The organism is Alteromonas sp. 14N.309.X.WAT.G.H12 (assembly GCF_036697315.1).
Taxonomy (GTDB): Bacteria; Pseudomonadota; Gammaproteobacteria; order Enterobacterales; family Alteromonadaceae; genus Alteromonas.
The window spans coordinates 1-21,928 of sequence record NZ_JBAHZB010000040.1 but is presented as its reverse complement, the minus strand read 5'-3'; the positions used below and the strand labels follow the sequence as shown (position 1 = coordinate 21,928).

At 44.9% G+C, this 21,928-nt stretch carries 23 protein-coding genes and 1 pseudogene; 14 read left to right on the top strand and 10 right to left on the bottom strand.

From position 1 onward, the window contains the following. Nucleotides 1-33 precede the first annotated feature (33 nt). Nucleotides 34-2,124, bottom strand: a complete 2,091-nt coding sequence (locus V5298_RS11725) for a putative bifunctional diguanylate cyclase/phosphodiesterase (protein ID WP_332931633.1) — start codon at nt 2,122-2,124, stop codon at nt 34-36. A gap of 70 nt (nt 2,125-2,194) precedes the next feature. Then, on the bottom strand, nt 2,195-2,629 hold the full coding sequence (locus V5298_RS11720) for a TerB family tellurite resistance protein (RefSeq protein WP_332931632.1): 435 nt from the start codon (nt 2,627-2,629) through the stop codon (nt 2,195-2,197). Nucleotides 2,630-2,859: 230 nt separating this feature from the next. Between V5298_RS11720 and yciH the strand changes: the two genes are divergently transcribed. The 3 genes from yciH (at nt 2,860) to pheA (ending at nt 5,471) form a co-directional block, all read left to right on the top strand. Further along, nucleotides 2,860-3,183, top strand: a complete 324-nt coding sequence (gene yciH / locus V5298_RS11715; protein WP_332931631.1) for a stress response translation initiation inhibitor YciH — start codon at nt 2,860-2,862, stop codon at nt 3,181-3,183. 63 nt (nt 3,184-3,246) lie between these two features. Next, on the top strand, nt 3,247-4,047 hold the full coding sequence (locus tag V5298_RS11710) for a response regulator (RefSeq protein ID WP_332931630.1): 801 nt from the start codon (nt 3,247-3,249) through the stop codon (nt 4,045-4,047). Nucleotides 4,048-4,283: 236 nt separating this feature from the next. Further along, the gene (gene pheA, locus V5298_RS11705) at nt 4,284-5,471 is read left to right on the top strand and encodes a prephenate dehydratase (RefSeq protein WP_332931629.1); all 1,188 of its coding nucleotides are present in this window, start codon (nt 4,284-4,286) and stop codon (nt 5,469-5,471) included. 89 nt (nt 5,472-5,560) lie between these two features. On the opposite strand, the gene tyrA is transcribed toward pheA, so the two are convergent. The 3 genes from tyrA to V5298_RS11690 form a co-directional block, all read right to left on the bottom strand. Next, on the bottom strand, nt 5,561-6,706 hold the full coding sequence (gene tyrA, locus V5298_RS11700; RefSeq protein ID WP_332931628.1) for a bifunctional chorismate mutase/prephenate dehydrogenase: 1,146 nt from the start codon (nt 6,704-6,706) through the stop codon (nt 5,561-5,563). A gap of 27 nt (nt 6,707-6,733) precedes the next feature. After that, entirely contained in the window at nt 6,734-7,825 is a 1,092-nt protein-coding gene (locus V5298_RS11695) for a 3-deoxy-7-phosphoheptulonate synthase (RefSeq protein ID WP_332931627.1), read from the bottom strand. Between the two features lie 202 nt (nt 7,826-8,027). Then, the gene (locus tag V5298_RS11690; RefSeq protein WP_332931626.1) at nt 8,028-8,561 is read right to left on the bottom strand and encodes a maltose acetyltransferase domain-containing protein; all 534 of its coding nucleotides are present in this window, start codon (nt 8,559-8,561) and stop codon (nt 8,028-8,030) included. Nucleotides 8,562-8,765: 204 nt separating this feature from the next. On the opposite strand from V5298_RS11690, the gene V5298_RS11685 reads away from it, so the two are divergent. The 10 genes from V5298_RS11685 (at nt 8,766) to V5298_RS11640 (ending at nt 16,980) form a co-directional block, all read left to right on the top strand. Further along, nucleotides 8,766-9,431, top strand: a complete 666-nt coding sequence (locus V5298_RS11685) for a response regulator transcription factor (RefSeq protein WP_332931625.1) — start codon at nt 8,766-8,768, stop codon at nt 9,429-9,431. Beyond that, complete coding sequence (locus V5298_RS11680) at nt 9,421-10,725, top strand: sensor histidine kinase (protein WP_332931624.1); 1,305 nt, start codon at nt 9,421-9,423, stop codon at nt 10,723-10,725. Before V5298_RS11685 ends, V5298_RS11680 begins: the two co-directional genes overlap by 11 nt. Continuing rightward, nucleotides 10,709-11,074: a cupredoxin domain-containing protein gene (locus V5298_RS11675; protein WP_332931623.1), complete on the top strand. Its 366-nt coding sequence runs from the start codon at nt 10,709-10,711 to the stop codon at nt 11,072-11,074. The genes V5298_RS11680 and V5298_RS11675 overlap by 17 nt, the downstream gene beginning before the upstream one ends. Beyond that, nucleotides 11,064-11,819, top strand: a complete 756-nt coding sequence (locus V5298_RS11670; RefSeq protein WP_332931622.1) for an FTR1 family iron permease — start codon at nt 11,064-11,066, stop codon at nt 11,817-11,819. The genes V5298_RS11675 and V5298_RS11670 overlap by 11 nt, the downstream gene beginning before the upstream one ends. Continuing rightward, nucleotides 11,816-12,517 carry a hypothetical protein gene (locus tag V5298_RS11665; protein ID WP_332931621.1) on the top strand — a complete coding sequence of 234 codons (702 nt, stop codon included), beginning with the start codon at nt 11,816-11,818 and terminating at the stop codon, nt 12,515-12,517. Before V5298_RS11670 ends, V5298_RS11665 begins: the two co-directional genes overlap by 4 nt. A gap of 101 nt (nt 12,518-12,618) precedes the next feature. After that, nucleotides 12,619-13,308 (top strand): thermostable hemolysin, encoded by a 690-nt coding sequence (locus tag V5298_RS11660; RefSeq protein ID WP_332931620.1) that lies wholly within the window; start codon nt 12,619-12,621, stop codon nt 13,306-13,308. Continuing rightward, entirely contained in the window at nt 13,298-14,764 is a 1,467-nt protein-coding gene (locus tag V5298_RS11655; RefSeq protein ID WP_332931619.1) for an AMP-binding protein, read from the top strand. The genes V5298_RS11660 and V5298_RS11655 overlap by 11 nt, the downstream gene beginning before the upstream one ends. After that, complete coding sequence (locus V5298_RS11650) at nt 14,761-15,432, top strand: iron-containing redox enzyme family protein (RefSeq protein WP_332931618.1); 672 nt, start codon at nt 14,761-14,763, stop codon at nt 15,430-15,432. Before V5298_RS11655 ends, V5298_RS11650 begins: the two co-directional genes overlap by 4 nt. Before the next feature lies 1 nt (nt 15,433). Continuing rightward, nucleotides 15,434-16,297, top strand: a complete 864-nt coding sequence (locus tag V5298_RS11645; protein WP_332931617.1) for an SDR family oxidoreductase — start codon at nt 15,434-15,436, stop codon at nt 16,295-16,297. Then, nucleotides 16,294-16,980 carry a tetratricopeptide repeat protein gene (locus tag V5298_RS11640; RefSeq protein ID WP_332931616.1) on the top strand — a complete coding sequence of 229 codons (687 nt, stop codon included), beginning with the start codon at nt 16,294-16,296 and terminating at the stop codon, nt 16,978-16,980. The genes V5298_RS11645 and V5298_RS11640 overlap by 4 nt, the downstream gene beginning before the upstream one ends. A 116-nt stretch (nt 16,981-17,096) precedes the next feature. On the opposite strand, the gene V5298_RS11635 is transcribed toward V5298_RS11640, so the two are convergent. From V5298_RS11635 to rpsP, 5 genes are all read right to left on the bottom strand, one after another. Continuing rightward, nucleotides 17,097-19,238, bottom strand: coding sequence for a TonB-dependent siderophore receptor (locus V5298_RS11635; protein WP_332931615.1), 2,142 nt, complete (start codon nt 19,236-19,238; stop codon nt 17,097-17,099). 195 nt (nt 19,239-19,433) lie between these two features. Beyond that, nucleotides 19,434-19,793 carry a 50S ribosomal protein L19 gene (rplS, locus tag V5298_RS11630; RefSeq protein ID WP_332931645.1) on the bottom strand — a complete coding sequence of 120 codons (360 nt, stop codon included), beginning with the start codon at nt 19,791-19,793 and terminating at the stop codon, nt 19,434-19,436. 18 nt (nt 19,794-19,811) lie between these two features. Continuing rightward, on the bottom strand, nt 19,812-20,573 hold the full coding sequence (gene trmD / locus V5298_RS11625) for a tRNA (guanosine(37)-N1)-methyltransferase TrmD (RefSeq protein WP_332931614.1): 762 nt from the start codon (nt 20,571-20,573) through the stop codon (nt 19,812-19,814). A 1-nt stretch (nt 20,574) separates the two neighbouring features. Further along, nucleotides 20,575-21,096: a ribosome maturation factor RimM gene (rimM, locus tag V5298_RS11620; protein ID WP_332931613.1), complete on the bottom strand. Its 522-nt coding sequence runs from the start codon at nt 21,094-21,096 to the stop codon at nt 20,575-20,577. Between the two features lie 26 nt (nt 21,097-21,122). After that, on the bottom strand, nt 21,123-21,374 hold the full coding sequence (rpsP, locus tag V5298_RS11615) for a 30S ribosomal protein S16 (protein ID WP_332931612.1): 252 nt from the start codon (nt 21,372-21,374) through the stop codon (nt 21,123-21,125). A gap of 265 nt (nt 21,375-21,639) precedes the next feature. On the opposite strand from rpsP, the pseudogene V5298_RS11610 reads away from it, so the two are divergent. Continuing rightward, nucleotides 21,640-21,928: pseudogene (locus V5298_RS11610) on the top strand (ABC transporter permease); the annotation flags it as partial.

The following is a 21,928-nucleotide window of genomic DNA, read 5'->3' as shown; positions in this document are numbered from 1 at the left end:
TTGTATCTAATTACCGACAATAAAAAGAGACTACTAGGCATCTTTTTCGTCGCCATCGGCTAATGGAGGGTGTAATAGTTCGCTGAAATCCTGAGAAATGTATAGCAATTCCGCCAACGGAATGGGTTTGCTGAATAAAAAGCCCTGTACGTGATCACAGCCATGATCATTTAAGTATTGCCATTGACTGCTTTGCTCAATGCCTTCGGCACAAACCGTAAGGGATAACCGTTTGGCCAAATCAATAATCGTGCAGGTAACCAATCGGGAACGTTCTGAAGATTCTATTTCACGAATAAACTGGCGATCTATCTTTAACGTGTCGATGGTAATGCGGGTAAGATAACTTAACGAGGAATAGCCGGTGCCAAAATCATCTAAGGCGACGGTGCAACCAAGGTTTGTCAAACGTTTAAAAAATTTATCCGCAATGGCGAAATTTTGTAGGTAGGCCGATTCGGTGACTTCAAACTCAAAATAATCCGGGTTAACCTGATACCGTTCGAACAATTCATAAATATCGTCAAACAATGCCGTATGACGTAAATCATGACCGGAAAGATTCACCGCGATTTTAAATTTGTGTTCAAGAAGCATTTGCAGATCGGGTAGTTCCATGCAAACCCGCTCTAACATCCATTGGGTAATGGCTGAAATTTTGCCACCTTGCTCAGCAATAGGAATGAATTCACTGGGCATCACGAGGCCAAATTCAGGGTGCTGCCAACGCAACAAGGCTTCCAAACCAATGATTTTACCGTTTCGATCAATTTTGGGCTGATAGTAAACCAAAAATTCATCGCTACGGATGGCACTGTCGATACTGTTGGCAATGGACATTTTCCGTTTATAGGATTCCACCATATCCACCGTAAACAAGGTATAGGTACCTCGTCCTTTGGCTTTGGAGCGATACATAGCCAGATCGGCATTACTCATCAGTTGGCTTAGTTCATAATCGGCGTCACTGGCTTTGGCAATGCCCACACTCACCCCAACTTTTAACGCCAATCCTCGCAACATAAAGGGTTCAGAAAAGGCTTGCACCAATCGGGATGCCAAATTATTTAGGCTGGTTGCCGACACTTCCCGATCAGGAATAACAAGAAATTCATCACCGCCAAGGCGGGCGACCAAATCCCCTTCCCGTAGCAAATTAACGACTCGGTCAGCCACTTCGATGAGAATAAGATCACCGGTTTCATGGCCAAGGGAGTCATTAATTCCTTTAAAGCCATCCAAATCAAAAAAGACCAAGGCTAAATCATCATCGGTTCGTCGAACTCGCGCTAATTCTAATCGCAGGTTATCAACCACAAACTGACGATTGGGTAACCCAGTTAAACTGTCATAGTTTGCCAATCGCATCATGGTTTGTTGCTGTTCAACTAAGGTGGCATTCTGTTCCTGATTGATGGTGAGTTCCACTTCGATGGTGTCAAGGAAGCTATTAATTCGTTTACCCAATTCCCCTATTTCATATTTATATTTATTGCGAAAACGTAAAGTGTAGTCTTTTGACTGGCCAATTTGCTGGGTAAACAGACTTAAGGTTTGCAGGGGTCTTAAAAAACGGCTTAAAAGGCAGATAGTGGCAATGATTGCCAGCAGCGTAATCCCAATCACATAGGGTAAAATATGTTTTAACATTGCCCCACGACTGGTTTCGACATACAACGCTAGATCACTGATTAACACCACACTGCCAAGACCTAACGCGGGGTCGCCGATATCGTCCACCGCAATCAACTTGCCTTGTCGTTCATAAATTCCCGTAGGTAATTTTAAAAACGATTCTAAGGTATGAGCAGAAAGGAATGATGACACATCTGCCTGAAAAAAAGCATTGGCAAGTATTTGCTTTCGACCGTCCAGCACATGACCACACAACAGATTCTTATTGGCCGCCAACATTCTGATTTCGCTTTCAATGTCCGCGTTTTGATATGAATCCGTTGCCATCGCAACCACAAGATGTTCTGAAATAAGCTCACTAAGTGCCCGAATCTGTTCAGTATGTAAGGCAACCACCTGATCTTCATGCTCTTTCATCGTCAACAAAAAGATGACAACGATAGATACGGCAATGGCTCCGGCTACACTCAGCGCCAGGGGCAGCTTCATGGATCTAAACAAAACAAACCTTCTACATTGTTAAGACCAGTGGATCTCGCCCTAATGGCAGGTTCGGCGGCTATTCAATAACGGCTAGCTTGGCCTTGATAAACTGGCTGTGTGATATGTGCAACAAGTCGGCAATACGACGAATCATATGCTCCTCAATGGGCGCTATAGACTCATCAGCATATGCCACTTCCCATAATCCCAGTAGAATAGCGTGCTTTTCATCATTATTACACTTTTGATTGATCACTTGGGTAAACTGAACGAAGTCAACGGCTTGTTCAGCCTTATCCCTTCCTTCATCCATCAGAAGTTTTAGTTCGTCTTCAGTTAATGAAAAGTGCTTAGTCAAAAGGGTTCTGTAGGCGGCAATTTCTCTTGGATCCGTTTCCCGGTCAGCGCGTATAATCTCACTCGCTAAGGCCGCCGTTGCCAGTTCCAGAGAACGGGGATCCTCCTGAGTCGTGGTTTTATTGCGAAATAATTCTAAAACAGATTTGAGCATGATCTCTTCCCCTAAACAAGACAAGTGTTTATACGCCATTTAACAACAAACGTTTGCTCTGATGAGATAAACCCCACAAGAATAAAAGATAAAATGACCATTTAAATGTTTTTTTGTCATTTTTTCCCTACTTCCTCTATTAGAACAGCCCTGACTTTTGTCATAATCACCACCAGATAGCAGGATTTTCATCTTAAAACCCGATTTACTCAGGAGACTTCAAAGCGCCTATGCAAGATTCAAAGTTAGTTTACAGTTCCGACGGTGGACGTATCAGTCAGAAAAATACCGCTGAAACTCGCTCGGTTTCAAATGACGGCATCGTGCGTATTCACCGTGAAACCAAGGGCCGTAAAGGAAAAGGCGTGTCGGTGATCCATGGTCTTAATATGGACGCCAAAGCCCTCAAAACACTGTGTACAGAACTGAAAAAAAAGTGTGGTTGTGGTGGTGCTGTGAAAGAAGGCTTAATAGAAGTACAAACCGAAGATAGAGAAAAACTCAAAGCCTTACTGCAACAAAAAGACTTTACCGTTAAACTCGCCGGTGGTTAACAGGATCCTTGACTACACTGAATTGTAGAGTTTATTTGTAAAGTTTTACGTGAGAAAGCCAAAATGGAAAAGTTATCAATCTCTGACTTGCACATCGTACTGGTCGAGCCTTCAGAGACGCAAAGAAAGATAATCACGAATTTGTTGCTTAATGAGGATGTCAAAGAGATTGAGTCTGCGAGCACAATTGCCGACGCTAAAAAAGCCATTACATCCCATGGTGCCGACCTTATTGTCAGTGCCATGTACTTTGAAGATGGCACTGCAATAGAATTACTTGAATTTATCAAAGAACAAACCCAGTATGCATCCATCCCTTTTATGCTGGTGTCCAGTGAAACCAGCATCAGCAAACTGGAAGAATTCAAGCAAGCCGGGGTGGCGGCTATCTTACCCAAACCTTTTACACCGTTGCATTTAAACCGGGCACTGATTGCCAGTGTCGACCTTATCAATCACGATGAACTTGAGTTAGAACTATTCGACGTGCGTGAAGTCCGGGTACTTCTCGTGGATGACAGTCGACTGGCCCGCAACCATATTCGTCGGGTGCTTGAATCCATGGGGCTGAAAAAAATTACTGAAGCAGAAAACGGCGCCATGGCACTCACCTACATCAAGGATGCCCCCTTTGATTTAGTAGTGACCGATTACAACATGCCGGAAATGGATGGGCGGGAGCTCTCTGAATATATTCGCTTTAACCCTGACACCGCGCATATCCCCATTATTATGGTCACGTCAGAATCGGCAGATAGCGTGCATATGGCAAATATTCAACAAACCGGTGTGAATGCCCTGTGCGACAAACCCTTCGAGCCAACGGAAGTCAGAGCAATGCTCGCGGCCTTATTGGGCGAATAGGGCCTAGCATATAACCTGGCAGTGTTGAATACATTTACACAAAAATGTTTACGCTGCCTGTAAAAAAGCATTGACACCCGCCGGGCAGCGCCTTAAAGTCTGTGTATGAAAATGAATATCCATCACACGTTTGCATTCTTTTTTGGTTTTATCACCTTCAATTGAGGGAGGATGCCTTGTGTGTACAAACCTCCCCTTGGGAGGTTTTTTTTTGCCATGATTATGAGTGTAAAACTATGTCAGAAACCGCTTTAGGTGCTATCAGAAACCGTATCACTGAGCTGGACAGCCAGCTGCTAACCTTGCTAGCTGAACGACGCCAACTTACCAATGAAGTCGCCGAAACAAAAATTCGTCATCATATTCCAGTACGGGATGTAAAACGGGAAGAGCAATTGCTTGTTCGTCTTATTAAAGAAGGCAAAAAAGCCGGTTTAGATCCTCACTATGTGACTCAGATCTTCCACGTTATCATTGAAGACAGTGTGCTAAATCAGCAAGCCATGCTGGCACAACGTGCCAATCCCGGTAGCACATTACCCCTTAATCGCGTCGCATTTCTTGGCGATAAAGGCTCGTACAGTTATCTGGCCACACAAAAATATTTCTCTCGCCGTCCCGGCGAATTAATGGAAATTGGATGTCAAAGCTTTGCGGAAATCGTACAAAAAGTCGAGAAAAGTGAAGCTGACTATGCCGTGCTGCCCATTGAAAACACCAGTTCCGGCAGTATCAATGAAGTCTACGACCAGTTGCAGCATACCCAATTGAGTATTATTGGTGAACTGACCCACCCTATTCGACACAGCTTATTGGTGGCTAAAGAAACCAATTTGGCTAATATCAAAACCTTGTATGCCCACCCTCAAGTGTTCGCCCAGTGCAGCCATTTTCTTGCCGAATTAGGCAATGTGGAAGTCAAAACCATGGATAGCACATCCTCTGCCATGCTGACAGTAAGTGAACTTCAGCGGGATGACGTAGCCGCCATTGGTAGCGAAGCCGGTGGCAACCTTTATGGTTTAATGGCAATTAAATCAAACTTGGCCAATCAAAAAGAAAACCACAGTCGCTTTTTTGTGGTTTCTCGAACCCCGGTAAAAGTGCCTCTTCAGGTACCAGCAAAAACAACGGTGATCATGTCTACGGTGCAAAAACCCGGCGCCTTGGTAGAAGCCCTTACCGTATTAAAAGATAACAAACTGAACATGACAAAATTAGAATCCCGTCCTATTCCCGGCAATCCATGGGAAGAAATGTTCTATATCGACTTTGAAGGTAACCTGGCCGATGGACCGGTTCAAACTGCCATTGAAAGTTTGAAGAAGATTACCCGCCATTTTCAGGTACTGGGTTGTTATCCAAGCGAAGAAGTGAGCCCCACCAAAGTGGCTGCCGCTAACGCCCTAGCTGAAAACGAATAGCGACATTCGACACTTTTGCTTTCATTATCCGTTCATCATTGGCCGACATAAATGATTGCAAAAGTGTCCATATTTACTGTATTTCCCGATTAAGGTTTTCTCAGCATTTCACCGTCATCTGCCTTTAATAACAATTGCTTGCTATCCACCAGACATTTTTTGGCGTAATCACCAAACCATTTACCAATGCTATCAAAAGCGCGAATAAAACCGTCTTTATCGTTATTTTCAAGTAAGGATAACGCTTCGCCAAAACGGGTATGAAAGCGCCTTAGAAGGGCAAAATTATCTGGGTTGTTAAAGATAATATCGGCATATAACTGGGGAGACTGGGCGAACAAGCGCCCTACCATTGCCAGTTCCAAGCGGTAAATGGGTGAGCTAAACACCGTCAAGGTATCGAGATCCGGCCCCTCACTTTGCAAGTGGGCACCATAAACAAAGGTGTTGAAATGTCGCATCACCTGTATAAAGGCCATGGCACTGTCATGTTCTTCGGCGCTACTGTGATGAATGGTCGCGCCCCAGGTACGCATTTGTTCTACCAGCCACTGATAATGGCTCTGCCCTCGCCCGTCACACACCACCACAACTTGTTTAATCATACCGGGGGCATCAGGACCAAACATAGGGTGAAGTCCAACCACAGGGCCTTTATGATGTGTCAGCATGGCTTGTAAAGGTTTTACCTTAACACTGGTAATATCGGCAAGCACGCAGTCCTCGGGTAAATGATTTAAGGTTGCGATCACCGACTCAGTAAGGGTAATAGGCACCGCCACCACCACTAGATCTGCCCGCGCCAAAATGGCATCGGTTTCTGCCTTGTCCCAGTCATCTTTTTCGATTACCGCCACAGGGTAACCCGACTTTTGAAACAGGCTCACGAAAACCTTACCCAGTGCACCGGCACCACCAATAATCACCACCTGCTCAATGTCAGGATTGATACAACGATAGCGGTTATTTTGGGTATGGTAAGATTCACGCATGATCCGACGCAATAAATCTTCGGTGAGTTCCGGGGAAACCCCCGCTTTCTCTGCCTCATCTCGCCGAGACGCGATAAGCTCTCGCTCCCGTTCAGGCACATAAACTGGCATTCCCGTTTGGGATTTAATCTGTCCAACTTGGGTGGTTAATTTGGCGCGACGCGCCAGAATAGAAACGAGCTCGGAATCGAGCTCGTCAATATTTGCCCGAAGTTCACTCAGGCGTTTGGAATGATCCGTCATAGTGCGACTCTAAAAATCGCTGTTTAATCAGGCAACAGCGGTACGTTTATTTTGACGTAATGGTAACACAGTAATTAATTTATCTCTGGTTTGTGTAATCAAAGATTCTGTTGTTGCCCAGTCGATACAACCGTCTGTGATTGAAATACCGTAGTCCAACTCTTCCGGCGTTTTCCCTTCCGCTTTTTGATTGCCCGCATTAATGTGACTTTCCAGCATTACACCAATGATGGACTGATTACCCTCTAGGATCTGGTTAACGACATTCTGTGCAACCAGCGGCTGTCTGCGATAATCTTTGCTGGAATTAGCATGACTACAATCCACTACCAAACCGGCAGTAAGCCCAGCTTTTTCTAGATCCACTTCACATTCAGAAACGCAGACCGAATCATAATTAGGCTGTTTACCACCCCGTAAGATGATATGTCCATCTGGGTTACCGCTGGTGGTGATCACAGCCACCTGACCTTGTTTATTGATACCCATAAAACTGTGACCAGAGGCCGCGGATTTTAAGGCATTAATGGCGATATCCAGGCTACCATCCGTGCCGTTTTTAAAGCCTACAGGCATAGAAAGGCCACTGGCCATTTCACGGTGGGTCTGGGATTCGGATGTTCTGGCACCAATAGCACTCCAGCTGAACAGTTCGGCAAGATACTGAGGGCTGATAGGATCCAGTGCTTCGGTCGCCACGGGGATCTCCAGCTCGGCTAACCAAATCAGCAACTCACGGGCTTTACGTAAGCCGGTTTCAATGTCGAAGGTGCCATCAAGATGAGGATCGTTGATTAACCCTTTCCACCCTGTCGTAGTACGCGGTTTTTCAAAATACACCCGCATAACAATAAACAGTGTATCTTTACAGGACTCATGTAATTCTTTTAATCGCAGCGCATAATCTTTGGCCGCATCGATATCGTGGATGGAACAGGGGCCACACACAACCAGCAGACGGTGGTCGCGCCCATGAATGATGTCAGAGATGACCTTTCGTGATTCTGAAATCGCCGCTAGGGCTTTCTCGGAAACGGGCAACTCTTTTGCCAGGTCATCGGGGGTTATCAATACTTTTTCGGCACTGACATGAACGTTATTAACGGTGTCCTTGATCATGAAATTCTCTTTTTTTACAAAATCAGAAGGCCGGCCTGCGACGGCATTCATACAACAGGAAGAGTAAGCATTTATGTCCGCCTACCCATGTAAACTTTTATGTACACACTGAAATTATTTTTATCAGTTGAACTCGTTGACTTTTTATCAATTTTTGATAAAGGGCGCAACAAAGAAATGCATTTTTTTCCAATTCATGCCTCTATCCCAGCGATTGATAAAAGCGATTGGAGGATACAACCGTGCCATCAGGAATAACCTGATTATCAGAAATACGTGCGCCAGGTAAAATAGTCGCGCCATTTCCTATAGTTACGTTATCGCCAATCACGACAGGAAAAGCTTGCTGCCATCCTTCGAAACGTTTTGTCGGCGATTCGTGATGGCTAACCGTACTGATCACCACCCCGTTCCCGATTTTACATCCCTGCCCGATTTTCACCGTCGCCCCATCAAGGATGGTCAAAAAATCGCCAGCAGTAAAGAAGCCATGACAAATAATTTGAAAACCGTAGTCGCAATGAAAGTGCTCACCAAGTTTTACATCCGATACCTGGGGCAGTAGAGAAGATAACAGAGCCTTATCATCGCTAGCTGAATTGTTTAACGCATAGCAACGCCGCTTAGCGGTGGTCCGTAACGCTTTTAGTTGAGGGTCTTGAGTGCAGTACCATTGAGCACTTATCATTTGCTTGAATGCGGGGTTATTTTCCCAATCCGGTGTCTGTGTATGCATGCTCTTTTTGGTATAGCTGGCTATCTTTGATGAATTTTACCATATCATGTCATTATCTTACCCGAGTAGCTTTCCTTCTTTCGTTTCACCTCCATCATTTCTGAGCAGCCAGATTTAAACTAAATTTACATTTGTATTTCCTTAAGATTACCTTAAGGTTAAGATGCTATTTTGATTCCCACTTAACTATACTGAAGAGCACCAATGAGAGTGTTGCTAGTGGAAGATGATGGTCCGCTTTCTGCTGCATTATCCCAATCCTTGAGGCATGCAAACTATGTTGTGGATTGCGTTTACGATGGCAAAAGTGCCCTTAGTGCCATTACTTCAAACCTAAATGACTTGGTTATTCTTGATCTTGGTCTGCCCGATATTGACGGGCGTAAAGTGCTTGCTCATATCAGACAAAAAAACAATTTCATTCCGGTTTTAATTTTAACGGCAAGAGATAAAACCTCCGACAAAATTTCGGGCCTCGATGCAGGTGCAGATGATTATTTGGCTAAGCCTTTTGACATGGATGAGCTGCTTGCACGATTGCGGGTCTTAGAAAGACGCGTGAATACCGCATCCAACAGTATTATCAAAATACATGGGGTCGCCTTTGATACTACGTTTAACAATGTAACTCTTAATGATCACCCTCTGCATTTGTCTCGTCGGGAACTTATGCTGTTAAAAGCATTGTTAGAAAACTCAGGTCGTGTACTAAGCAAACATCAACTTGAAAGCAAGCTTTATGAATGGGGAGAAGAAGTGGCCAGTAACACAATAGAAGTGCATATTAGTAACCTAAGAAAAAAACTACCGGATAATTTTATAAAAACCGTCCGTGGCGTGGGTTATTGCATTCATAACAATGGGCAGTAACTTGCTTTCTATTCGCCGCTTTCTCACCCTTACCCTAGTGAGTTCTTTAGTTCTGGTTATCTTTAGCGCTGCCCTTCATGGCTATCGTGCGACATTAGCATTATCAAACAAATTGCTGGATGACGAGCTAATAGAATTAACCCAAGCCATTGCATCTGTTCATGGCGAGGCTGCCTCAACCGAGCATAGTCGGCTTTTCTTTCAAGTCTGGAAGAACAACACATTAATCAACACCTCATCACCCGAGTATGTGCACCCTATCGCCGACTTAAAAACCGGTTTTACCGAAAAGAATTTTTTGGAAAAACGCTGGCGGGTTTATACCTATCGAGGCAACACTGACGGCACCTGGTACATGATTGCTCAACCACAAGAGGATCGTTTCACCATAACCGATGCTCTTACCACGGCAGCCATCTATCCGTTTATTATTAGTGTGCCCATCCTTGCATCCGTACTTTTTTTTGGCATTACCTGGGGGTTAGCGCCACTCAAAAAACTATCCTTACAGTTGGCCAAGAGGAATCGACAAGATCTTTCTCATATACAACTTAAACAAACACCCAACGAGCTAAAGCCAGTAATGGCAACCTTAAATTCCTTATTTAAGCGACTGCATTTGGCCTTTGAACGAGAGCAACAATTTGCCTCAAATGCTGCCCATGAATTGCGCACACCGCTAAGTGTAATGAAAATAAGCATTCACAATGTTGCCAACGCCCTAGAAGAAAAAGGGTATTTGCTCTCGCCTTTACAAGCGGATACGGATCGTATGATCCATACAGTGAATCAATTTTTGCTATTGAGTCGCACCAGCCCGGATACTTTTGCCGAGCAAATGACAGACGTTAACCTATACCATGTGGCACAAGAGGTCATTAGCGACCTTTACAACCAAATCGAGAAAAAACACCAGGAAATTTCATTAGAAGGACAGGATACCAGGCTAAAAAGTTCTCACTTCACCATCTACACTTTGCTGCAAAATTTAATTGCAAATGCCAGTAATTACTCTCCGGATGGCGCGCAAATAATCGTTTCAATCATCACCAATGAACAATTCACAAGACTTTGTGTGGATGATTCGGGGCCTGGCATTGCCGACATCGAGAAAGAAAGAGTACTTGGTCGTTTTCAACGGGCAAAAAATACCGGCAATACCACAGGCAGCGGTTTGGGGCTCGCCATTGTTTCGCAAATAGTGGCATTACACGATGGAGAGATAAGCTTAAACAAATCCCCACTGGGTGGATTAGCAGTGAACATTACCTTTGTCCATGAAAACACACAGTAGACTTGCACAAATTTATCTTTTTCTGATCTTTACGTTCTTAACACGAGCGGTGTTTGGGATGACAGAAATCACCATAAATATCAGGGATCATCTTTTTTTTCCCCGGGAAGTGACTGTGCCCGCTGAGCAAAAAGTAAAACTCAATTTTATTAACCATGATCCTACACCAGAAGAAATTGATAGCTTTTCTCTCAATAGAGAAAAAGTTATTTTTGGCAACAGTCAAGGCTCGGTATACATCGGACCACTTAAACCCGGTAACTACCCCTTTTTTGGTGAATTTCACCCCAATAGCGCGGTGGGAAACGTCATTGTAAAACCTACCAAGGGAATAAACGATGCTAATTAATACCGTCGTACTGTTTCTAAGAGACATGCTCCCCATCGGGTTATTAATAAGCCTTTTACTCGCCATGCCTGGCATAACGGTTAAACCGCTACTACTGCGTGTGGCTGTAACCTTTACCGTTGCACTTGCCATTTACAGTTACCTTAGCCATATTTCTCAACTCGCCGAAGGCACTGGATTTGAATTACTGAAAGTCGCTTTCTTTATTGGAGCTTGGATTGGAATATGCGCCATAGCTCGGGTCTCAAATGATCAACTTCATTCAGAACATTGGGGGCTCAACTTACTTCTGCTGGGTATAGGCATTCCCAACAGCCTTCATTTTATGGTGTATTTTTTCTCAGCATTATCGTCCCACACAGACAGTAAGTTACTGATAGGCAGTATTCTCGGTTTGGGTATCAGTACTAGTATTGCGATTTTACTTCACATATTCCTTTCAACTCTGCTGAAGCATAAGTTGACATTCCATATCACCACATGGTTTGTGGCAGCACAAACTGCAGGTATTGCCACCCTATTGGAGCAAATAGATATATTACCAACGCCACATCAAGCCTGGAGCACAACTCAACTGGTTAGTGACGAAAGTGAATATGGCCACTTGCTCAATGCATTACTAGGATACGAAGCAACACCTTCTGTAAGCTATCTTTGCGTTTTCTTTATCGCTTTAGTAACCCCCTATTTAATACGTCGTTTTACCGCATCAACTGTCTACGCTATTGACAAGGAGGCCTCATGAAGCCCCTATTAACGATTTGTTTGTCATCACTTTTATTATTTTCATCATTCCTACAAGCGGACAACTTCATCGTCGATAAAGTATATCACCCCTACGTATTACCTTTTGAAAGGGAATTTGAGTGGCGCCTCACTTCCCGCCAGAATGATGAGGGCAATGTACTTTTGCAGCGCTTCTCCTTTGGCCATGCACTGTCAGAATACGTCGTTTTAGAAGCTTACATTGTAGGATCTCGAGATGAAAATGATGACTTTGGTGTGTCAGGCTACGAACTTGAGTTACGTTGGATGATGACTGAACAAGGCAAATACTGGGCAGATTGGGGAACCCTGTTTGAAATAGAAAAACGACCAGACTCCGATGACTGGGAAGCAAAAGCGGGCTTACTCACTGAAAAAGAATTCGGCCAGTACAGCCTTACCACCAACGTAAATATCGTGTACGAATGGGGACAAACCGTGCCTAATGAATGGGAAAGTGAATTTAAAGCCAAATTTCGCTATCGCTGGATCCCCGAATTACAGCCTGCCGTCGAACTATACATCGCCGAAGATTATATTGGCATAGGTCCTGCTTTTATGGGGATAAAGCGTTTCGACAGACAAGAGCAATTAAAATGGGAGTTAGGTTTTATCACAGGATTAAATGGGGACAGTAAAGATCACACACTGCGCATGTCCTTAGAATATGAGTTCTAACCCCGCCAAATATTGTTTCTTTGCTAAGCTTATCGAGATGTTAAGGTTCTCTTAAGGTTGTCAGGTCATACTCGCCCTATGAATTTAATGGTGAGTACACAATGACAACATACCCGGCCTATCAGTTACCGCCTGTTCAAGAAAACGCAGCTACCTTGTTGGTGGCCAGTGAAACCCATTCACTCAGGCAGGATATCGAAGGGTTTATCACCCATGGCTATTTTAACCATTACGGCGCTCGTATTAGCCAATTTATGCCTGTGCTATTTGCCATAAAAAAACAAACATTTAATGCGGCCTTAGGCATACGTCATGGCGTGGATCCCCAGTACAAAAACCCCACCCCATTCTTTGTTGAACAATACCTTGATTTACCCATAGAAAGCTTACTAAAGGTACAGGGCATGGCCTTTTGCCGTGAACAGATTACGGAAATTGGTAACTTATTTAGTCGTGCACCTCGGTATACCTTATCTTTATTGCTCTCGCTTTATTTTGTTCTCAAAAAAAGGGGTACCCAATGCCTCATATTTAGTGCCACAACACAACTACAACAACTCTTTACAGGGGCTGGGCTAAATCTCATTGCACTAGCACAGGCCGATCCTCAGCGTTTAGTAACAACAAAAGACAACTGGGGACGCTACTACCATACCCAGCCTAAAGTGTGCACTCTTCTGCTCACAGACATCGAGCATCGAATCGCCACATGCCCACGCCTTCACCATGTGTCACAAAATACCCCGGCACTGGCTTCTTCCAACAAGGAAATGGATTCTTATGTGGCTTAATACCAACACTGATGACAGTACCCTTGCCCTCGTCACTAGGAACACGTCCTTAACTTATGGCGAGCTAAAAACTGCGGTAACAAGCCTTACCCAATGGCTAGAGGCGCAACAAACAAGCCGTGTTGCCATTGCTTTTGACAACAGCCCTGAATGGATCATTTGTGATCTTGCTTGCCAGCAGGCCAATATTTGCTGTGTGCCAATTCCCACTTTTTTTAGCCAAGCACAAAAGCAACATATCCTTAAAGAGAGTCAATGCGATTACTTACTAACGTCGCCCATCAACGCCGCCAACGTCAGCAACACAGAGTATAGGCCAACCCCGTACGACAACATTGTTGCCATTGCCCTGCGGCCCACACTGGCCGTACAAATACCCAAAGGCACACACAAAATAACCTTTACCTCTGGCTCTACCGGCACGCCCAAAGGGGCTTGCTTGTCGACACAGTCCCAATGGCAGGTGGCTAAAGGGATAAATGAAACCATCACCCCTGAAGCCAAAATCCACTTAAGTGTTCTGCCCTTTTCTACCCTACTTGAGAATATTGCGGGTATTTATGTGCCCTTATTGCGAGGGGCAACCATTCAACTCCCCAGCTTAAAAGAACGGGGGTTTGAAGGCAGTAAACTCGTTAACCCTCAGTCATTACTTGGATGTATAGCAAGCAGTACGGCTAATTCCCTGATCCTTGTGCCCGACCTACTCATGGTGCTGTTACATGCCTGCCAAACTGGTTGGCAGCCTCCCCCGTCCCTTTTGTTTATCGCGGTAGGTGGTGCCCACGTTGCCCCAAGTTTACTCCAACAGGCACACCGTTTTGGGTTACCCGTCTATGAAGGCTACGGCCTATCTGAAGCCGTATCAGTTGCCACGTTAAATACGCCTAAGAGCAATTTGCAAGGCAGTGCGGGGAAAGCCATGGGACACAATCAATTGCGCATAGAAGAGGGAGAAATTGTTATTTCGGGCAATCACTTTCTTGGCTATTTAAATGAACCTGACTCTTTTTACCCAACGGAGCTTAGAACCGGTGATCTCGGTGTAATAAAAAATGACGTGCTTTGGCTACATGGCCGGAAGAAAAATATCATGGTTAATAGTTTTGGCCGCAATGTTTCCCCTGAGTGGGTAGAGTCAGCTTTACTCGCCGTAGGAAGCTTTCATCAAGTACTCGTCTATTGTGAAGCCAAGCCTTACTGTGTGGCATTGATATGTCCGCGGACATCCTCTATGACAACAGAAGAAATCCGCACCGCCATTGCCCGGGTCAATACCCAGCTACCTGATTACGCTCACATTCAGGGGTTCACTGTGATCCCCCCTTGCACCACTGAAAACGGGCTGCTCACAGAAACGGGAAAAATAAAACGTTCCCACACCCTTTCTTTTTATCATGCCCAAATTGCCGACCTTTATGCCAAAGAATATTCCGTTACTGGAGAATCACGATGAGTTTTTACAATCAATTACAACAGCAAACCCAAACCGCCAGAGAATATCTGCTTGATGCCCCTATTATTCGGCGCTGTTTTCACGGCGACATTACCCTTGATGACTATATCGCCTTCTTGCAGCAAGCCTATCACCACGTGAAATACACGGTGCCCCTTCTTATGGCCACCGGCGCAAAACTCGACGACGAAAAAGAATGGTTGCGAGAAGCCATCGGCGAATATATCGAAGAAGAAATGGGACATCAGGAATGGATCCTTAATGATCTAAGTGCATGCAATATAGAAAAGAACAAAGTCCGTAGGAGCCAGCCTTCATACGCTACAGAGCTAATGGTCGCCTATGCATTTGATGCCATCGCACGAAAAAATCCACTCTATTTTTTTGGAATGGTTTTTGTGCTTGAGGGTACCAGTATTGCCCTTGCTGACAACGCTGCGAAACAGATTGGGCAAAAGTTGGCGTTGCCGCCACAAGCATTTAGCTACCTCACTTCCCATGGCGCACTCGATCAAGACCATATCGTTTTCTTCCAAGGACTAATGGACAAGATTGTCGATCCTAAAGAACAAGCCATGATCATTCATAGCGCCAACATGTTCTATCGATTATATGGCAACATTTTTTACGATTTATCGCCCCATCATGGCCTTAGCGAGGTGGCTTAATATGGCGATAAAATGGGAAAATCAGGTAGTTCTACTTACAGGTGCCAGCGGAGGCATAGGCTTTGCAATGGCAAAGGCCCTCGATAAAAAGGGGGTGCAATTGATATTAACCGGGCGAAATGAGGAAAGGCTTCACCAACTAAACGCCCTGCTAAATCATTCCCATAAGGTTGTACAAGCAGATATTACCGCCGCCTCTGGGCGCAAAAAAATCTGTCATGTCTGTGAGCGCCTGCCTATCAGCATACTCATTAATAATGCAGGGATTACCCAAGTCGGCGAATTTAGCGAAGCGGCCATCCCTAACATCATAAATACTAACCTCACCGCCCCCATGCTATTAACTCAGGAAATGATGCCACTACTTTGCACAATGCCCCAGGCCCATGTAGTGAACGTGGGCTCTGCATTTGGTGGCATTGGCTTTGCCGCACACGGCGTCTATTGCGCGACAAAATTTGGTATTAAAGGTTGGACGGAAGCCATGATCCGCGAAAACTTCGATACGAACGTAAATTTTCACTATTTAGCGCCACGCGCCACCAATACGGCCATCAATGATAGTCGTGTAAACGCAATGAATAAGGCACTAAAAAACACCGTTGATAGCCCTGAAATCGTGGCCGATGCACTCATTACCCTATTAACCAATAATGTGTCGCGACGAGAACTAGGGGTAGCTGAGCGATTTTTTACGAAACTCAATGCCCTATTTCCTTCCCTAGTAGATAAAGCACTAGCTAAGCAATTGGGCACAATTAAAAAACACACATTTACTCATCACTCAAGCACGCAACATGATCAAATTGGACATCACTCCAGCGTGCAGCTAAATAGTGAACGGAAAAAAGGATCCTCCCTATGAAACGTCTCTTAATACTCTCTGCTTTACTGGTATTTCACTTAGTCAACGCACAGGCAGCACAAGTAACAGATAGCAGTACACCAGAGTCAACAATGCCTACGGTAACCTTCGATGGGAAAACACCCGCCTTATTGCAATTACAACAGCGGTGGGCACAAATTAATTATGGCGTCGAAGATAAAGAAACGGCATTTAAAACGTTACTTAAACAAGCTAAATCAGCCGTATTAAAAGATCCGAACAACCCCGAATTGCTTATCTGGCAAGGCATTATTCAGTCGAGTACCGCAGGGGCAATAGGCGGATTAAGCGCGCTTAAATATGCTAAGGCTGCACGTAAAAGCTTTGAACAGGCCATACGCATTGACGAGAATGCATTGGCGGGTTCGGCACTGACGAGCTTAGGTGTGCTCTATCACAAATTACCGGGCTGGCCGATAAGCTTTGGTGATGATAAAAAAGCCGCACAATTGCTAACACGTGCGCTTGAGGTTAATCCCCATGGCATTGACCCGAATTACTTTTATGCAGAGTTTCTGTTTGATAAAAAGGACTATGCAGACGCGGCTAAGTTTCTTCATAAAGCTAAAATAGCACCACCTCGGGAAAACCGTCCCCTCGCCGATGAGGGGCGTCAAAGTGAAATTGCTACCCTAGAACAAAAAATCAAGGAAAAGACCTAACCTTTTAGATTTGATAGTAAGGAAAATGAGATGCTACCGGCCAAGGGGGTATAAAACAAGAAGCCGGTAGCAATATCTCTTCCCTCTTAAGGAGACGAACCTTTATCTACCTAAAATTAGTAATCCCAACGCATTGTCAAACTGTAGTTAGTGGGTGAGCCATAGAAGCTTTGATCCGTGCGCACTGAACTATAGTATTTTTCATTGGTGATGTTATCTAAATTCAGGCTAAAAGAGATTTTGTCGTTAAAGGCGTAATTCACATATCCCCCAATCAGCGCATAACTATCCTGAGTAATTCGGCCATAATCAGTATCTAAATAGGTTTCACTTTGCCAGCGTAAGGAAACGCCCATATTGAGCTTCTCTTGCCATTGTGGCGAATAGTCAGCAAATAACTTAAGGGTTCGACGAGGAATAAATGTACGGGCTTCATCTCCGTCTTCATCGTCCATGGTTAATGCCGTAAAGCCACCTTGCACGGATATTTCCCGGGTCAGGTTACCGGAGACTTCTACCTCGACACCGTTTGACTCCACAGAGACACCGCGATACAAGGCATAATCAAAGTCATCGGAGTAATCATCGTCGTCAACGCCATCGCCATCACCGTATCCAACGAACTCATACAGGTTTTCTTGCTCGGTTCTAAACACTGCCACGCTAAGCAAGAAGTTATCCGCAAAAAGCTTTTTCACACCCAGTTCATAGCTTCGCCCTTCCGCAGAGCCTAACGGCTGTAAATCTTCATCCAAATAGTACTGAGGCTGATAGATATCACTGTAGCTACCGTAGATGTTAAGATCTTCTATGGCTTCCCAGGTAAAACCAATGTACGGACTGCTGCCATTTTCTGTTGTGGAAGTCGATACATCCCAAGACTCACCTTCGTTTTCGTAATCTACGAAACTGGCTCCAAGTACAAAATCCAGATTATCGGTAACAGCTAGCTGAACGGCGCCATAAAAACGATTGAGCGTGACGTCGGTGTAACCCGCTTGATAGGGGTCGTCCCACTCAGGGCGGCTCACTTCCGTACCCGTCCAGCTAAGCATGGCGGGCATGGCATCAAAGCCGCTGAGTGCCCCATAGTCATAATCGCTGGTATCGGAATCGGCCAAACTCACACCAAGGTTAAAGGTATGTTCACGGCCCCAAGCTTCAAAAGAGCCCTGCAATGTGTTATCCCAAATCAAGGTTTTATCATCACTGGTAAATTTACCCGGGTAGCCGTACAAGCCAAGCTGAGTTTCGCTATCTACGCCCACCCCCGAATAGGAATAGGTATAAAACAGCTCAGAGTCATCTTCATAGCGAATATAATTGAGTTTTGAGGTGTAGTTTAAATCGTCGGTGATGTACCAGCTAAGCTCGGCAAATGCGTTTTTGTTTAACGTATCCCAATATGTCCAGTCCATGGCCGTGGTGGTGGAGGTGTCTGCTGATAACAGCGTACCGTCTGAATAAATCAGTGGCACCGCGCCCCAGGTGACGCCGTCACTGTTGTTGTCTTGATAGGTATAACCAAAGGTCAAGGTCACATCATCACTGAGCTGCCCGTCTATAACTCCGTAAAGTACTGTGCGGTCGTTCTCATACAAATTTAACCAGCTTTCTTTCTCTTGATGTACCACCACCGCTCGGGCGGCCCAACTACCTGAATCCGTTAAAGGCGTAGAAACATCAGCAACCGTACGCATGTTTGCCCAACGCCCCAAAGTAAAATCCACACTGGCTTCGGTATCATTAGTGGGGCGTTTACGCACATAGTTAACCGTTCCGGAAGGATTACCCAGTCCGGTAATCAAGCCATTGGAACCGCGGATAAATTCCACTTTATCGTAGATGGCAGTATCCAGATCTCCTACGAAAATATCGCCGAAGGGAATGCCAGAGCCGTCCACATGCATACTGGTGATATCAAAGCCTCGAGCATTGAAGTACGTACGATCCGTTTCTGTTTGATCGATATTGATGCCTGTCACTTGTTTAAACAAGCTATTAATATCGCTTAGGTTGTAGTTGGAAATGGTGTCCTGTTCAATAATTGACAGCGATTGCGGGGTATCAAAACTATCTAACCCTAAACCTGTTGCACCGGAACTGACTCGTTGAATACGACTTTCAACAATGCGTATCACTTCAATATCATCAGGATCCGCCGTCTCTGTCTTATCAGTGTCTGACTCTACATTCTGGGCATGGACGTGCATTGCCAGTACTAAGGGAGAAAGGGCAAAAAGTCTTTTGTTTATCATTACGGTTCCAACTACAAATGAATCAATCCTAAAAAAGTTGACGTAGTATAATGGAATACAACAGTAATTTAAATAGTAACCATTTTCATTAAGCTTTGACTAATGGGAATATAGGAAAGACGATGACACAGGCACAAAAAAACCCGCTTAAAGCGGGTCTTTTCGAAGTTAACAATAACGCAAGGATTAGTGATCTTAGTTAAGCTTTTCTTTGATACGTGCAGATTTACCTGAACGCTCACGCAGATAGTAAAGCTTAGCACGACGAACCGCACCGCGACGTTTCACTTCAATAGAAGAAATTGCCGGGCTGTGTGTTTGGAAAACACGCTCAACGCCTTCGCCGCTAGAAATTTTACGAACGGTAAAAGACGAGTGAAGACCACGGTTACGCTTAGCGATAACAACACCTTCATAGGCCTGAAGACGTTCTTTGTCACCTTCGGTAACGCGAACTTTAACAACTACTGTGTCACCTGGGCCGAACTCAGGAACATCAGATTTAAGCTGTGCTTGCTCAATTTTTTTGATGATATCTTGACTGACTTTGCTCATCATATCCTCTCGTCCTAGTTAACTGTCATCTTGCTGCAAGTTCGACTTGAAATATTCCAATAATCGCACTTGCTCCTCAGTCAGAGCTAGGTGGTTTAATAACTCAGGGCGACGCTGCCAGGTTCTACCTAGCGATTGCATAAGCCGCCACTGTCTGATTTTTTCGTGATCACCACTTAACAACACAGAAGGAACCGCTTTACCTTCGAGCACTTCTGGCCGCGTATAATGCGGGCAATCCAGTAGTCCATCGGAAAAGGAATCTTCGATAGCAGACGCTGTGTGACCAAGTACACCAGGTACCAATCGAGCAACTGCATCCATGAGCACCAGCGCAGGTAATTCTCCTCCGCTTAATACGTAATCTCCTACTGACCATTCTTCGTCAACATGAGACTCGATAACGCGCTCATCAATTCCTTCATAACGACCGCAGATAAATATCATACGGTCATTTTCGGCAAGGTGTTTCACCCCTGCCTGGTCAAGCTTTTTCCCCTGTGGTGACAGGTAAATCACTTTTGCATGTTCACCGCCAGCTTGTTTCGCTGCGGCAATGGCGTCTGTTAAAGGTTTTACCATCATCAACATACCCGGACCACCGCCATAAGGGCGATCATCTACAGTACGATGACGATCGTGCGTGTAATCACGTGGGTTAAATATCTCAACATTAAGAATGCCTGACTTAACTGCTCGCCCCACCACACCTTGATGCATGAAGGGTGCGAACATATCAGGAAACAAACTGATAATGCCGAACCATTTATCCGCGGTCACTTTAGAATCCCGGATCCCAATCTACCGTAATCACAGCGCCTTCTTTGTCTACCGATATGATGACAGAATCCATCTCATACGGTATTAATCTTTCCTTTTGACCAAATGCATCATTCACCTTGGCGCGGACCTGCAAAACGTCATTTGCACCTGTGTTGAATACATCTTTCACCGCACCCAAATCGTAACCTTGCGTAGTTACCACCTGCATGCCAGTGAGCTCCCGCCAGTAAAATTCGCCTTCTTCAAGTTCAGGCAACTGGTCTTCGTCAATAGAAACATCCAGATTCTTGATGCGCTCAGCGTCATCTCGACTCTCAATACCTTCAATTTTCGCAACCAGGTTTTTACCCTGCGGGCGCCATTGATCGATTTGGTATTCCTTGCCATCACCGAGTTGCCAGGGTGAATAGTCGAAAATACCTTCCGGCATATCGGTATAGCTGTTGATCTTGACCCAACCTTTCACCCCGTAAGGAGCACCGATTTTGCCAATAATCACTTTGTCAGACGCTTGACTCATCTATACCTACCAGAATTATGGACAGCTTACGCTGCCGTTTTTTTAGCTTCTTTTACCAGGGTAGTTACGCGCTCAGATAAGCTCGCACCAACACCAACCCAGTATTCAACACGCTCAAGATCTAAACGCAGACGTTCTGCCTGACCTTGTGCTGTTGGGTTGAAGAAACCGATGTTTTCAATGAAACGACCGTTTCTTGCACGGCTGCTGTCAGCAACCACTACTTGATAAAATGGACGCTTTTTCGCGCCACCACGCTGTAAACGAATAGTAACCATAAGTGCCTCAAACTCGTTGTAGCGTTACTGTTAACTTAACCCCCCGACTTAAACACACTAAAAACAGGTGCCAGTTAGGAGGCCGCGGAATTATACGCATAAGAATAAGAAAAGCAAGGTTTGATTACCGAATAAGCGGTATTTTGTGCGCCTAGCGGCTTTGATCCGATTCACTATTGAAATGGTCTCATCTGGCAAACCAATTTGCCTATCTGCCGTAAGATATAGGTAATGTAATCTTTAAATTAAAAGGCAATTTTACTGCATGTCGTTAGAATCTGAGTCCCCGAACATAGCCACCCGCGACGTCCTGCGTTGGGTGCGTTCATTATTAGCAAATTATCCATGGCAAGTAATAGGCGCCATTGGGGCACTATTGGTTGCGGCGGGCTCCTGGCTAGTGTTGGGACAAGGCATTAAAATGGCCGTTGATAAAGGGTTTATCAACGATAATGCCGACATGCTTAACCGCGCCGTGATCTTCGTGTTGGTGATTACAGCAATCGCCAGCATGGCCACCTATTTCCGTTTCTATTTAATGACCTGGCTTGGCG